General features: G+C 61.1%; 12 protein-coding genes. 8 read left to right on the top strand and 4 right to left on the bottom strand.

Features of this window, described 5'->3' with window-relative positions; genetic code table 11:
- Positions 1-966 precede the first annotated feature (966 nt).
- Together AC3WJW_RS28560 and AC3WJW_RS28565 are read left to right on the top strand one after the other, a co-directional pair.
- Positions 967-2,019, top strand: coding sequence for a WD40/YVTN/BNR-like repeat-containing protein (locus AC3WJW_RS28560; RefSeq protein ID WP_007979965.1), 1,053 nt, complete (start codon positions 967-969; stop codon positions 2,017-2,019).
- 28 nt (positions 2,020-2,047) lie between these two features.
- On the top strand, positions 2,048-4,432 hold the full coding sequence (locus AC3WJW_RS28565; protein ID WP_493728339.1) for an efflux RND transporter permease subunit: 2,385 nt from the start codon (positions 2,048-2,050) through the stop codon (positions 4,430-4,432).
- Between the two features lie 145 nt (positions 4,433-4,577).
- Here the strand turns inward: AC3WJW_RS28565 and AC3WJW_RS28570 are convergent, their stop codons facing one another.
- Positions 4,578-5,297: a FadR/GntR family transcriptional regulator gene (locus tag AC3WJW_RS28570; protein ID WP_493728366.1), complete on the bottom strand. Its 720-nt coding sequence runs from the start codon at positions 5,295-5,297 to the stop codon at positions 4,578-4,580.
- 207 nt (positions 5,298-5,504) lie between these two features.
- On the opposite strand from AC3WJW_RS28570, the gene AC3WJW_RS28575 reads away from it, so the two are divergent.
- The 6 genes from AC3WJW_RS28575 (at position 5,505) to AC3WJW_RS28600 (ending at position 8,270) form a co-directional block, all read left to right on the top strand.
- Complete coding sequence (locus AC3WJW_RS28575; RefSeq protein ID WP_493728340.1) at positions 5,505-5,843, top strand: DUF5629 family protein; 339 nt, start codon at positions 5,505-5,507, stop codon at positions 5,841-5,843.
- Entirely contained in the window at positions 5,836-7,005 is a 1,170-nt protein-coding gene (locus tag AC3WJW_RS28580) for a lactonase family protein (RefSeq protein WP_493728341.1), read from the top strand. The genes AC3WJW_RS28575 and AC3WJW_RS28580 overlap by 8 nt, the downstream gene beginning before the upstream one ends.
- Before the next feature lie 156 nt (positions 7,006-7,161).
- Positions 7,162-7,341 carry a hypothetical protein gene (locus tag AC3WJW_RS28585; RefSeq protein ID WP_007979950.1) on the top strand — a complete coding sequence of 60 codons (180 nt, stop codon included), beginning with the start codon at positions 7,162-7,164 and terminating at the stop codon, positions 7,339-7,341.
- Positions 7,342-7,562: 221 nt separating this feature from the next.
- On the top strand, positions 7,563-7,688 hold the full coding sequence (locus AC3WJW_RS28590) for a hypothetical protein (protein ID WP_493728342.1): 126 nt from the start codon (positions 7,563-7,565) through the stop codon (positions 7,686-7,688).
- Between the two features lie 115 nt (positions 7,689-7,803).
- The gene (locus AC3WJW_RS28595) at positions 7,804-8,016 is read left to right on the top strand and encodes a hypothetical protein (RefSeq protein ID WP_102700680.1); all 213 of its coding nucleotides are present in this window, start codon (positions 7,804-7,806) and stop codon (positions 8,014-8,016) included.
- A complete protein-coding gene (locus AC3WJW_RS28600; RefSeq protein ID WP_493728343.1) occupies positions 8,013-8,270 on the top strand; it encodes a hypothetical protein in 258 nt (85 codons plus the stop codon). Before AC3WJW_RS28595 ends, AC3WJW_RS28600 begins: the two co-directional genes overlap by 4 nt.
- Before the next feature lie 176 nt (positions 8,271-8,446).
- On the opposite strand, the gene AC3WJW_RS28605 is transcribed toward AC3WJW_RS28600, so the two are convergent.
- From AC3WJW_RS28605 to AC3WJW_RS28615, 3 genes are read right to left on the bottom strand one after another with little or no spacing between them, the layout of a single operon-like run.
- Positions 8,447-9,043, bottom strand: coding sequence for a glutathione S-transferase (locus tag AC3WJW_RS28605; protein WP_493728344.1), 597 nt, complete (start codon positions 9,041-9,043; stop codon positions 8,447-8,449).
- A complete protein-coding gene (locus AC3WJW_RS28610; RefSeq protein ID WP_493728345.1) occupies positions 9,040-12,681 on the bottom strand; it encodes an AAA family ATPase in 3,642 nt (1,213 codons plus the stop codon). The genes AC3WJW_RS28605 and AC3WJW_RS28610 overlap by 4 nt, the downstream gene beginning before the upstream one ends.
- Positions 12,678-13,922 (bottom strand): exonuclease SbcCD subunit D C-terminal domain-containing protein, encoded by a 1,245-nt coding sequence (locus AC3WJW_RS28615; RefSeq protein ID WP_493728346.1) that lies wholly within the window; start codon positions 13,920-13,922, stop codon positions 12,678-12,680. The genes AC3WJW_RS28610 and AC3WJW_RS28615 overlap by 4 nt, the downstream gene beginning before the upstream one ends.
- Between the last annotated feature and the right edge of the window lie 143 nt (positions 13,923-14,065).

Genomic DNA, 14,065 nt, shown 5'->3' on the forward strand with positions numbered 1-14,065 from the left:
TGCGTCGAACGGCGCTGCGCGCCCATCCCCGGATGAACACCTCCGCTCAGCCTGCCGAGGGGGCGGGTGGATCAAGACCAAGAGCTGCAGGCGAGCTAACGCTCGGCCTGATGAGTGGTGAGAAGCGTGGGTGTACGCCGATCAACTGAAATTGAATGGCCTGCCAGCGAAGGCGGCCTGGCAGCTGACCTGGTATTTGCATATGTCCCCAATCCCTGTGGGAGCGGGCTTGCTCGCGAATGCGGTTTATCATTCAACATCTTTGTTGGCTCACACTCCGCTTTCGCGAGCAAGCCCTCTCCAACATTTGACCGGTGTCGAGCGCAAAATCCGTGTACAACCACGTCCTCTGTGGGAGCGAGCCTGCTCGCGAAGACGGCCTGACAGCCACAGGTACATCACAGACGAACGCACCCAGCAACCAGGCCGGCCGGTAGGCCGCCTCGGACGCTGTTGCGGTGTACGCCCCCTCGTGAGGCCGAGTGGAGGTTCTGCGCAGTGGGCAACCCGGCATGGATGCCGGGTTAGCCGCCGCCGGCCATGGATGGCCGATGGCGGCGGGCCCACGGAGCAGGACCGGAGCGAGGGAATGCCGAGTCTAGGCGAGGCACCGAATGTCAGGGGCAAGAGCGTTTGGTTACTTTGCGCTTTTCAAAGTGACCCGCCGTAAGGGCGGAACCATAAGCGGCCGTTACCGAAGAAATGGATATCTACACCGAACACCACCCCCCAATCACCCCACCTGATACCCAACCATTCAGACCACGCCCCATCCCCCTCGGTTAACAAAAGATAACGTGGCGTCGATTGTCAGACATTAAAAAACACCGATAGGATAGGCCAGCTTCCGAAGGGGCTCTGGATGGCGGGTTTCAGGACTATGCTCTGAAACAGCCGGTCCAGACACGCATCCTTGCGGCGCCCAGAAAGGTTGAACGACCTAACAATAATAATGGGAGAAGGTCTATGAGTGAGCCTGTCATGGGTGTGGGTATCTGCCGCCCGCCGGCACTGCGCAAATTAGCGTTGCTGGCTACAGCGCTCTCGCTGTTGGGCTCTGCCATGCTGTCGGCACCTGTGCTGGCCGCGGCGGCGCCAGCATCCGATGTTGTTTATTCCATTGAATCGGCCAAGGCTGCCAAAAGCCTGATGCTCGATGTCGTCCACGCCGGCAAGCGCCTGGTGGCGGTCGGGGATCGTGGGCACATCCTGTATTCCGATGACCAGGGCGCGACCTGGACCCAGGCCAAGGTTCCGACCCGGGCCCTGCTGACGTCGGTGTTTTTTGTCGATGACAAGCACGGCTGGGCCGTCGGCCATGACGCGCAGATCCTCGCCAGTGAGGACGGCGGCGCGACCTGGACCAAGCAATTCGAAGACTTGAATCGTGAGTCGCCGCTGCTCGATGTCTGGTTCAAGGACGTCGACAGCGGCTTTGCCGTGGGCGCTTATGGCTCGCTGATGGAAACCACCGACGGTGGCAAGCATTGGGAAGACGCCAGCGACCGCCTGGACAACGAAGACCAGTACCACCTGAACGCGATCGCCGCGGTCAAGGATGCCGGGCTGTTCATCGTCGGCGAGCAGGGCAGCATGTTCCGCTCCGCTGATTGGGGCCAGACCTGGGAGAAGCTCGAAGGTCCGTACGAAGGTTCGCTGTTTGGCGTGATCGGCACGGCGCAGGCCAATACGCTGCTGGCCTACGGCCTGCGCGGCAACCTTTATCGCTCCACGGATTTCGGCAGCACCTGGGAGCAAGTCGAGCTCAAGGCTGAGCGCGGCGACCTGGAGTTCGGGCTGTCCGGCGGCACGCTGCTCGACGATGGTTCGATCGTGATCGTCGGCAACGGCGGTTCGGTGATTCGCAGCAGTGACAATGGCGAAACCTTCAAGGTGGTCAACCGTCCGGACCGTATTTCGGTCTCGGCAGTGGCTGCGGCAGGCAATGGCAATCTGGTTCTGGCCGGGCAGGGCGGCGTTCGCGTCACCTCGCCAAACGGCACCGAGTCGGGCAAATGAGCCGGGTTAATAATAAGAAGGCGGAGCTATGACTTCCTTGAGTACACATCACCAGGACAAGGCGACGTTCCTCGAGCGCCTGATATTCAACAACCGTCCGGCAGTGATCACGATCTGCCTGCTGGTCAGTATTTTCCTGTTCTGGCAGGCGACGTTGATCCGTCCGTCCACCAGCTTCGAAAAGATGATCCCCCTGGAGCATCCCTTCATCCAGAAGATGATGGAGCACCGCAACGATCTGGCGAACCTGGGCAACACCGTGCGGATCTCGGTGGAAGCCACCGATGGCGACATCTTCTCCAAGGAGTACATGGAGACCCTGCGTCAGATCAACGACGAGGTGTTCTACATCTCCGGTGTCGACCGTTCCGGTCTGAAGTCGCTGTGGAGCCCCAGCATTCGCTGGACCGAAGTGACGGAAGAGGGCTTCGCCGGCGGTGAAGTGATCCCGCAGAGCTACAACGGCTCCCAGGCCAGTCTCGATTTGCTGCGCAACAACGTGCTCAAGTCCGGTCAGGTCGGGCGCCTGGTGTCCAACGATTTCAAATCGAGCATCGTCGACATTCCGTTGCTGGAGTCCTACCCGGACCCGCAGGACCAGGGCAAGCTGCTGGCGCTGGACTATCGCAAGTTCTCCCACGAGCTTGAAGACAAGATCCGCACCAAGTTCGAAGCGCAGAACCCGAATGTGAAGATCCACATCGTCGGTTTCGCCAAGAAGGTCGGTGACCTGATCGATGGCCTGGTGATGGTCGTGATGTTCTTCGGCATCGCCTTCGTCATCACCCTGATCCTCCTGCTGTGGTTCACCAACTGCCTGCGCAGTACCGTCGCCGTGTTGAGCACGACGCTGGTGGCCGTGGTCTGGCAGTTGGGGTTGATGCACTTCTTCGGCTTCGGGCTCGATCCGTATTCGATGCTGGTGCCGTTCCTGATCTTCGCCATCGGTATTTCCCACGGCGTGCAGAAGATCAACGGGATCGCCCTGCAATCGAGCGAGGCGGACAACGCCCTGACGGCGGCGCGCCGCACCTTCCGCCAGTTGTTCCTGCCGGGGATGATCGCGATCCTCGCCGATGCCGTGGGTTTTATCACGCTGTTGATCATCGATATCGGCGTGATCCGCGAGCTGGCGATCGGCGCATCCATCGGTGTGGCGGTGATCGTGTTCACCAACCTGATCCTGTTGCCGGTGGCGATTTCCTATGTCGGCATCAGCAAGCGTGCGGTGGCCCGCAGCAAGAAAGACGCAACCCGCGAACATCCGTTCTGGCGCCTGCTGGCGAATTTTGCCAGCGCCAAAGTCGCACCGGTTTCCATTCTGCTGGCGCTGATCGCCTTCGGCGGCGGCCTGTGGTACAGCCAGAACCTGAAAATCGGCGACCTCGACCAGGGTGCCCCGGAGCTGCGTCCGGACTCGCGCTACAACAAGGACAACAACTTCATCATCAACAACTATTCGACCAGTTCCGACGTGCTGGTGGTGATGGTCAAGACCAAGTCCGAAGGTTGCTCGCGCTACGAAGCCATGGCGCCGATCGACGAGTTGATGTGGAAGATGCAGAACACCGAGGGCGTGCAGTCGGCGATTTCCCTGGTGACCGTATCCAAGCAAATGATCAAGGGCATGAACGAAGGCAACCTGAAATGGGAAACCCTGTCGCGTAACCCTGACGTGCTGAACAACTCCATTGCCCGCGCCGACGGCCTGTACAACAACAGTTGCTCCCTGGCGCCGGTGCTGGTGTTCCTCAACGATCACAAGGCCGAGACCCTGGATCGTGCGGTGCATGCGGTGCAGGAGTTCGCCAAGGAAAACAACAAGGACGGCCTGGAGTTCATCCTCGCTGCGGGTAACGCCGGGATCGAGGCGGCCACCAACGAGGTGATCAAGAAGTCCGAGCTGACCATCCTGATCCTGGTGTACATCTGCGTGGCGGTCATGTGCATGATCACCTTCCGCTCGTGGGCGGCGACCTTGTGCATCGTGCTGCCGCTGGTGCTGACCTCGGTACTCGGCAACGCCCTGATGGCCTTCATGGGCATCGGCGTGAAAGTGGCGACCCTGCCGGTCGTGGCGCTCGGGGTGGGGATTGGCGTGGACTACGGCATCTACATCTACAGCCGCCTGGAAAGCTTCCTGCGTGCCGGCCTGCCGCTGCAAGAGGCGTACTACCAGACGCTGAAGTCCACCGGCAAGGCCGTGCTGTTCACAGGTCTGTGCCTGGCGATCGGCGTGTGCACCTGGATCTTCTCGGCCATCAAGTTCCAGGCCGACATGGGGCTGATGCTGACCTTCATGCTGCTGTGGAACATGTTCGGTGCGCTGTGGCTGTTGCCGGCACTGGCGCGGTTCCTGATCAAGCCGGAGAAACTGGCGGGGCAGAAGGGCAACTCGTTGTTTGCTCACTGATCCCTGGTTGAAACAGAAAAGCCGCAACCTTGGTTGCGGCTTTTTTGTGTGCGTGAAGATCAAAAGATCGCAGCCTTCGGCAGCTCCTACAGAGAAACGCGTTCCCTGTAGGAGCTGCCGAAGGCTGCGATCTTTTGACGTTGCTCTACGACGGATCGCTACCCAACACCAGATTCAACGCACTGCGCGCATCATCGAGTTGCACCAGCGTCGCATGCCGTGCGCCCAGAGCATCACGGTTCTCGATGGCGGTGAGAATCGCCTTGTGCCGGGGCAGCGCCAGTTCATGCAGGTTCGGTCGCTGGTTCGAATGCTTCAAGGCTTCGGCGATGGCCACCGAGAGCATGTTGTACAGGTTGGCCAGCAAGTCGTTGTGCGTGGCGTCGGCGATGCGGTTGTGGAAGTCCAGGTCCGGCTGCAACAGCGCCTCCGGTGTCGGCGCGGCTTCCATGCGCTGGTAGGCCTCACCGATGGACGCGATGTCCGCCTCGGTGGCGAATTGCGCGGCGAGGGCGGCAGCGCCCGGTTCGATGATACTGCGCACACTGGTCAGCAGGTCGAAAAACCGGTTTTGCGGACTGCTCTGCATCAGCCAGTGCAGCACGTCCGGATCGAGCATGTGCCAGTTCTTGCGCGGCTTGACCACGGTCCCGACGCGCGGGCGGGAATACACCAGGCCCTTGGCAACCAATACGCGGGTGGCTTCGCGCAGCACCGGCCGGCTGACCGCATATTCTTCGCACAACAGCGCTTCGGCGGGCAGTTTGTCGTCCGGCAGGAAACGTCCCGAGACGATCTGCATGCCCAGTTCCTGGACGATGCGCGAGTGCATGCTTTTGCGGTCGGAGGGGGTGCGGTAATCCATGGGGAACGGCGCGGTCCAGTGCGAATTGGTGTCGCGCATGATAGCAGGCGCGGTGCAATCTTGAGGTGGGCGTAGATCAAATGTGGGAGCGGGCTTGCTCGCGAAAGCGATTTGTCAGTCAACATCAATGTTGAATGATACCCCCCCCATTCGCGAGCAAGCCCGCTCCCACAGGTTGGTCATTCCAACCGAGGGAAATGGGATGCGATGAGCTATCATTGCGTCTTTCTCATTCAAAGACTGATTGCCATGACTGCCCCAACCGACACCTTGCTCAATGCCCTCGAACACTGCGGGATGGTCGAAATCGACGGACTGCATGCCTTCGAATTCGCCCTCGACGAGTTCGATAACCTGCACATTGAATGCATGGATGGCCGTGCGGCCAAACACTGGGAGTTCACCCCGGCGCAGGTCCAGGCCGCAACCTTCGACTCCACGCTGCAAAGCTGGTTGATCACCGGTGACTCGGGCGAACACCGTTTGGTGTGCCTGGGCGATGTCGTCAGCGGTGACAACGAAGATGATGACCAGGACGATGCGTAACCTCTGGCCACTGTTGATGGCCGGCAGCATCGGCGCGATGGGCGTCCAGGCCGCATCCGCCGAGGACTATCAACTGCTGGTGGGCTCCTACACCGCCGGGCAAAGCCAGGGGATCTACCGCCTGGCGTTCGACAGCACCACCGGGCAGATCAACGCCAGGCCCTTGCAAGTGGTGAAAAGCGAAAATCCATCCTGGTTGACCCTGTCGAAAGACCAGCGACACCTGTTCGTGGTCAACGAAAACGGCCCGGGTCAGGCTGACCCGGTCGGGCGCGTCAGCAGTTATGCGATAGATCCCAAGACCCACGTGCTGAGCCTGATCAGCCAGGTGCAAAGCCTGGGCAACGAGCCGACCCATTCCAGTCTCAGCATCGATGGCAGCCAGTTGTTTGTCAGCAATTACTCGGTGGCCGAAGACCCCGGCGGTACTCTCGCCGTGGTGCCGGTGGCGGCCGATGGCACGCTCAAACCGGTGGTGCAGATGAGCAGCCACCCGGCGAGCCGGGTCAATCCCGAGCGCCAGATCTCGGCCCACGTGCATTCGACCGTCCCGTCGCCGGACGGTAAATACGTGTTCTCCAACGATTTGGGCGCCGACAAGGTGTTTGCCTACCGTTTCGACCCCAAGGCCAATCCGCAGCTGCCATTGACCCCGGCCAACCCGGCATTCGTGCAACTGCCGCCCGGTAGCGGGCCGCGTCATTTACTGTTCAGCGCCGATGGCAAACATGCCTGGCTGACCATGGAAATGAGCGCTCAGGTGGCGGTGTTCGATTACCACGACGGCACGCTCGAGCAGACGCAGATGGTCGACCTGGCTGCCGGGCAACCCGTCTCGGACAAGGCGGCCGCGGCGCTGCATGCCTCGGCCGATGGCAAGTTCCTCTACGTCAGCAACCGTGGTACGGCCAATCAACTGCTGGTGTTTGCCATTGATCCGCTAACCGGACGCCTTGCCGAGTTGCAGCGCCGGGCGGTAGAAGGCGATCATCCGCGGGAGTTCAGCCTCGACCCGAGCGGCAAATTCCTGTTGATCGCCAACCAGAAGAGCAACCAGATTGTCGTCGTCGAACGCGACGCCAAGAGCGGTCTGTTGGGTAAAACCGTGCAAAAACTGCCGATGGACGCCCCGAGCGACCTGAAGTTTCTGCTGCGTCAATAAGCCGCAGGCCCCGGTTGATGGGGCCTGCCTGCTTTTATCAATGACGCTGATATCTGGTACTGCTACAAAGCATTTCAAGGCATGAACCCTCGAGGGTTAAGTTTGCTTCACGGCCCCACCGGGCAAGCAAGCCAACTGAATCCGAGGAATACCGCCATGAACTTCAACATCTTCTCTGTCATCGCCGCTTCCGCCATTTCTGCCACCGTTGCGCTGCCAGCCAGTGCCAACGTTGAAATCAGCGACAAAAAAGCCCACACCCAGAGCTACACCCAGAAATACCTGCAACAGAGCGCCAACTTCTACGCCGCACTGGATCACAAGACCCAAGCCTGAACGTCCCCCCTGCCTTTATGCAGGAGCGAAGTCACTGATGATCGAAGCGAAGCGCCTGATGCTGAAAAGCAGGTGTCGAAAACGATCAGAGTGATGTCGCTCCTGCATAACGCATTTGCGACAGCATCAGTTTGCTATCAATGTCGCGCTTGATATCACATAGCCATACGTTTAAATTGACGCTGATTTTTTGACTCCTCCTCACGGCAAGGATCGGCAGCATGGTGACGCGTCTGGCATTGGTTCTTCTTTTTCTCTATTCCACCCCTATTTTGTCGGCATCCGACGCTATTCCCGGTGAACCGGACGCTGCGCGCGAGCGCTTGATGAGTTTTATTGAAGACTGAGATAGTCTGGCTTGATGATCAACGAAGCTGATGATCACTATGGATAACCCTGAGTGGTTACCCAGGCTGTTTTGATCGATTCTGTGGGCATTGAAACATGCCTGCGGAGAACATCATGGCCAGCGCAATTCTCACTTCTGCCAAACACGGCGCCTATGTAGCGATCGGCCTGTACCTTGCCATGGTGCTGTTGGTCAGCCTGTCAGCCCAGTCACAATCCACCTTCGAAGCACCGATCCAGGTCGCTCATCCCGGCATCCAGTTTGACCACCGTGCGCAAAACGCCAGCGTTGATCAGGCTGAACTCGCAGGAGTCGCCGGCGCATGAAAGGGCACAGACTCTGGGTGATCGCCATCCTGGCGTTCATGACCAACGGATCCTCCCTGCTGGGGATCGGACAGGGCTCGGCGGGCTCGGTGGCGCGTGCCATCGAAGCCAATCACAACATTGCCCGCAACATCGAAAACGCCAACGCGCAGGGCATGCTGGCCGGCAATCCGCCGATCAGGAGCGAAGGGGTGGTTTTCGGCCCGTTCCAGGTCGATTGCTCGGCGATCGGGATGTGTGGGGTGTTGGCTTGAACCCTGCTGGTCACTGAATCCTTTGTGGCGAGGGAGCTTGGCGAGGGGGCTTGCCTGTGGCGAGGGGGCTTGCCCCCGTTCGGTCGCGAAGCGGCCGTAAATCCGGATGACCAGAAAAAGCTTGGGGCTGCTTCGCAGCCCAACGGGGGCAAGCCCCCTCGCCACAGGGGCCGTGTTTACTTTTTCATCACACCGGTAAACAACTCCGACTCCAGAAACCGCTGCAACCAGTCCTGCAACCGCCGATACGGCGTCTGCGCAAACCATTCACGGTCGACGTGGGCGAACTGCCGCACGAAGGGCATCAGCGCCACGTCGGCCAGGCTTGGATGGTCGGCCAGCAAATAGTCGCGTCCCTCCAGCAACTCATCCAGCCTTTGCAAAAACTTCTCGCCCTCGGCGCGATACGCCTCCATCGGCTGCTCGGGATAACGCTCGGCGTACTTGTAGCGGTTCAAGTGCACCTTGAACACCTGATCGTTCTGGTCGATCAGCGGGGCAATGTGTGCCGCTGCATCAGGATCATCCTTGAGCAACCAGTCTTGCGGATCGTTCTGTGCCAGGGCCCAGCGCATGATGTCGAGGCTTTCGTCGATCACCCGGCCATCCGCGCTCAGCACCGGCACCGTGCCTTTGCCCGACAGCGCGAGCATCTCGGCGGGCTTGGCCTTCAGGCTGACTTCGACGATGTCCACGGCCACTGCCGAATAACGCAGGGCCATGCGTGCGCGCATGGCGTACGGGCAGCGGCGGAAGGAATACAGCGTGTTCATTTCACCTCCAGGGTGCTCAGGCCGTTGCCCTGGCGACGGACCTGGATCTGCACCGGAATCCGCTCATGCATTTCCTGTACGTGGGAAATCACCGCGACCTTGCGGCCCTGGGCCTGCAAGCCGTCGAGGGCGTCCATGGCCAGTTGCAGGGACTCCGGATCGAGGCTGCCGAAGCCTTCGTCGATGAACAGCGACTCGATTTTCAGCGTGCTCGATGCCATCGACGCCAGGCCGAGGGCCAGTGCCAGCGATACCAGGAAGGTCTCACCACCGGACAGCGAATGCACCGAACGCAGTTCGTCACCCATTTCGGTGTCCATCACCAGCAACCCGAGCATGCTGCCGCCGCGCTTGAGGCGATAGCGTCGCACCAGTTGGCGCAATTGCACGTTGGCGTGATGCACCAGCAGGTCGAGGTTGTAGGCCTGGGCGATCTTGCGGAAGGTGTCGCCGGTGGCGGAACCGATCAACGCATTCAACCGTGCCCAGCGTTGATACTCGTTGTAGGCGTCGGCAATCTGTTGGGCCAGGGCCTGATTGGCGTTCTGCCGGCGCTGGTCCTCGACCTGCTCGGCGCGCAGTTCGGCGCAGTGCTGCTCGCTGACGGCGAACTGATGTTGCAGGTCGGTGAGGGCAGTGGCGAGTTGCTCGGCATCGAGGTGGCCGTTGTGCTGGGCTTGATGGTCGAGCAAGCGCTGATCACGCTCCTGCAGCAGCACCTTGGCCTGTTCGATGGCTTTTTCGTTGTGCTGCAAGCGTTGGCGCAGTTCGCTGACCTGCGTGTCGTCGATCCGCAGCAGATCTTCGAGGCCACCGTCATCCAGCTCGGGATGACGGCCGCGCCAGTCGGCGATCTTGTCGGTGAGATCGCGATCTTCGTTTTCCAGCGCTTGCAAACGCTCCTGCTGCGCCTTGAGTTCGGCGCCGATTTGCACCCGTTGCGTACGTACGTGCTGCAGCTCCTGCGCCGTTGTTGCCTGGGCACTGCGTGCTTGCTCTACGGCGTTTTCCAGCCCTTGCTGCCACTGCTCGGCGCTGCTGTGCTCGCCCAGCAGTTGTGCAAGTTGGTGCTGGCAAGCCGTTTGCTGTTCGGCCAGTGCACTGAATTGCTGCTCGGCGATTTGCAGTTGTTGCACGCGGGTTTGCTGGCGATCCTGTTCTTTCTCTAGCGTCTGTTGACGCTGTTGCTGCTCGGCCAGTTCTTCTTTCTGCTGATCGAGCTGTGTAAGGCGTTCGGCGATCTGCCGATCCAGCTGCATGAACGTCGCAGCAGGCTCCATCCGTAGCGCTTCGAGGGTTTCGGCCGGCAGCAGACTGCCGAACGCGTTGAGTTCTTCCTCGAGCCGTTGACGGTCGCTGCCCAGTTCGCGCTGCTGGTTGCTCAGGTGCTGGGCCGCTTGCTGATGCGCGGTTTCGGCATGGCGCAATTGCTGGGTCAGGCGCGCGGCGTCCTGCTGCAGGGTGAGCAGGGCGCGCTGACGTTGTTCGTCCTGAGTGATGCTCTGGTTCAACTGATCGTTTTGCCGGGTCAGCCAGGCGTCGCGCTTTTCGGCGTCCTGGTCCAGAAGCTGTGCGGCCAGTGGGTGAGCGTCGAGGCTCGGTGCCAAGGCTTGTTGTTGGGTGTCCAGTTGTTCCTGTTGTTGCAGCAGCTCCTTTTGCCGGGCGATGACGCCCACCACCTCGGCGCGCAATTCGGTGAGCTTTTCCTTGAGCTGGTCGACCGCTTGCTGCGCGCGGGCCTGTTCGTTTTCATCGTGGCGACCGAGGCTTTGCAGCAGCGCTTCGGGCTGATGGTAAGGATGCTCGTGACTGCCGCAGACCGGGCACGGCTGGTCGTCCTGCAACTGTGTGCGCAACTCTTCGACACTCGCGCTGCGGGCCAGACGTTGGCGTTCCAGCAGTTCCCGGGTGACGTTGAAGGTTTGTTCGGCGACCGTCAGTTCGGCTTTGGTTTTCACCCCGTCCTGAGTCAGGCGCTCACGTTCCTGTTGCGCGGCGAGCTGACGCTGTTGCAGTTCGGCACTGCGCTTGTCCAGTTCCTGCTGGCTGGCCCACAACCGCGTCAGGTCTTCGATGGCGCGCAGCTGTTTACGGTTGTCCTGCAACAGGTTGCCGAGGATGCCGATCTGCTCGGCCACGGCGTCCGGCTCCGCACCGGCCTCCTTGAACAGCACTTCAAGTTGCTGTTTTTGCAAGGCGAGTTCTTCGCCGCAGCGGGTGGCGTTGTGTTCGAGGGTCGCCAGCTCGGCCTGGCCTTTGTTCAAGCGGTTGCCGATCAACATCAACTGTTGCAGGCGATCCCGATAGGCATTCCACGCGTCGCTGAGCGGTGCCAGATGGCCGCTTTGCTCAAGCTCGGTGGCGATACGCTGCAAGCGTTCGGCAACCTGGTTCTGCTTTTCCAGCAAGGCTTGAATGGCGCTTTGGCCCTGGATGCAGGCTTGTTCTGCGGTGTGCTTCGCGTCGGCGCTGAGGGCGGTGTCCCTGGCCAGGCGGGCGAGGGTGCTTTGCTCCTCGAAGGCCTGACGCAGTAGTGGAGCACTGTCGGTTTGTCGTTGTTGGGCTTCGCTCAGGGCGATTTGTGTGGCTGAGAGGTTCTGCTCCAGCAACGTCTGGCGTTCAGTCAGCTCGTGCTGCTGCCGGGTATGGGCAGCCATCTGCGCGGCCAGTGGCGTCAGCAGTGCATCGAGTTCGTTTTTGCGGGCGAACTGGTGCCGTTGCGGGCCGAGTTGTTCCAGTCGTGTCAGCTTCAGGCGTTCGCCGGCCAAACCTTCCCACTGCTGTTGGGCACTGTGAAGTTGCTCGGTCGCTGCGAGTTGAGTGTCCTGCAACTGACGCAGGTCCTTGAGCCAGGTGTGCTGCTGCTCAAGCTGTTTGAGTTGTGCCTGCTGCAATTTCAGCTGTTGCTGCGCGGCATTGAAGCGCTCATCCAGTTCCGCACGGGCCAGCGGCGCCAGCGGCGTCACTCCGCTGGCCTGGTCCTGCAGCAGCTTGTGAACCTCGCGAGCCTCCTTGGTCTTGTCGAAGGCGCGACGACCGAGGCGGGTGTAGAGCGCCGTGTCGGTGAGTTTCTCCAGCAGTTCGCTGCGGTCGTTGTCGTCGGCCTTGAGGAACGCGCTGAACTCGCTTTGCGCCAGCAGCACGGCACGGGTGAACTGTTCGAAGTTCAGCCCCAGCGCGGCTTCGAGCTGAGCCTTGTATTCGCCTTTCTGGCTGGCCAGCAACTGGTCCTGATCGATGTCTCGCAAGCTCTGGCGGCTGGCCTGCAGTTTGCCGGCGGCCTTGTCCCGGGCGCGATTGGCTTCCCAGCGGGCGCGGTAACGGCGGCCATCGACTCCGACGAAATCCACTTCCGCATAGCCTTCACCGGTGCCGCGACGCAGCAGGGTGCGCGGGTCGCCGGTGCCGATTTCGCCGTCGGCGTCCGGCACCTTGGCGTCACGGCCGGTGTTGTTCAGGCGTGGTACGGCGCCAAACAGCGCCAGGCACAAAGCATCGAGCAACGTACTTTTACCGGCACCGGTGGGGCCGGTGATGGCGAACAACCCGGCACTGGCCAGGGGGTCGGCGGTGAAGTCGATTTCAAACGGCCCGGCCAGGGAGGCGAGGTTTTTCAGGCGGATCGCGAGAATTTTCATGGCTGCTCGCTCTCCAGCTGCACGTCCTGCAACAGCTCGGCAAAGTCCTTGAGGGTCTGCTCGTCCACCTCGCTACCGTAGTTGTCCTGCCAGGCGCGGCTGAACAGCTCCTGGGGCGTGAGCTGGTCCAGTTCGATCAGCGCGCCGCCTTCATCGGCACCGTCACGGCCGCCATTGCCGGCGTACTCCGCGGCGATGCGCACCAGGCGCACGGCCTTGCCTTGCAGGGCGGTTTCCACTTGATTGCGCAGGTCGGGCTGCGGCTCATCGAGGCGCACCCGCACCTCCAGCCAGGGTTGGCGCTGGATGTCGGCCAACAGGTCGATGTCCGGCAGGTCCTCCAGCTGCAGCAGGATCTCGCTCAAGGGTGCCGGGCCGATGCGTTGCAGGTTGACCGCGCGGGGGATCATTTTCGGCTCGACGCTGACCAGGGTTTCGCCGTCGAGCTTGATGTCGAGAATCTGGTGCTGATAGCTGATCTCGGAGAACGACAGCGGAATCGGCGAGCCGCTGTAGCGGATGCGCTCCTCGCCGTTGACCTTCTGCGGTTTGTGCAGGTGGCCCAGGGCAACGTAGCTGATGCTCGGCCCGAACAGACTGGCGGGCAGGGCTTCGGCGTTGCCGATGATCAGGCTGCGCTCGGAGTCTTCCGACACCGAGCCGCCCGCCATGTGCGCGTGGCTGATGGCGATCAGCGCCTGGCCTGGCGTGCGCCTGGCGTTGGCCGCTTCGATCAGCCATTCGTGCACCTGGCCGATCCCGCGCAGATAGTTGTCGCCCAAATGCGCGCCGGTGACTTCCGCCGGGCGCAGGAACGGCAACGCCAGGCACCAGCCGGCGATCGCACCACTGGCGTCAGGCAACGGCAACAACAGGCGTTCGGCATCCAGCTGCCCGTCGTCCAGCCACAGCACACGACCGAGCGCGTGGGTGCGCAAGCGGCGCATCAAGGGCGCGGGCAGTTCGATCCGCGAGCCGGAATCATGGTTGCCGGCAATCATCACGATGGTCAGCGACGGCTGCTGCTCGTGGGCGCTGACGATGAAGTCGTAGAGCCGCTCCTGGGCTTTGACCGGTGGATTGACCGTGTCGAAGATATCGCCAGCGATCAACAGCACATCCGGCTGATCCAGTTTCAGCTGGCGCAACAGCCACTCAAGAAAACAGCCGTGTTCGAAATCGCGATCCTGGCCGTGCAGGTTTTGCCCCAGGTGCCAGTCGGAGGTGTGAAACAAGCGCAAGGCGGACTCCGGTACAAAAATAGGTGATGGCCGCGTGAAAAATGAAGGCGGCGAAAGGGGGGGAGAGTTTACTGGTAAACACTCCCAAGATGGTCAGGCACTCAACCTGTGGCAGCCCCGATCTTAAGGCAATACCCGATTAA

The sequence above is a fragment of the Pseudomonas sp. GW821-FHT07G06 genome, assembly GCF_058986625.1.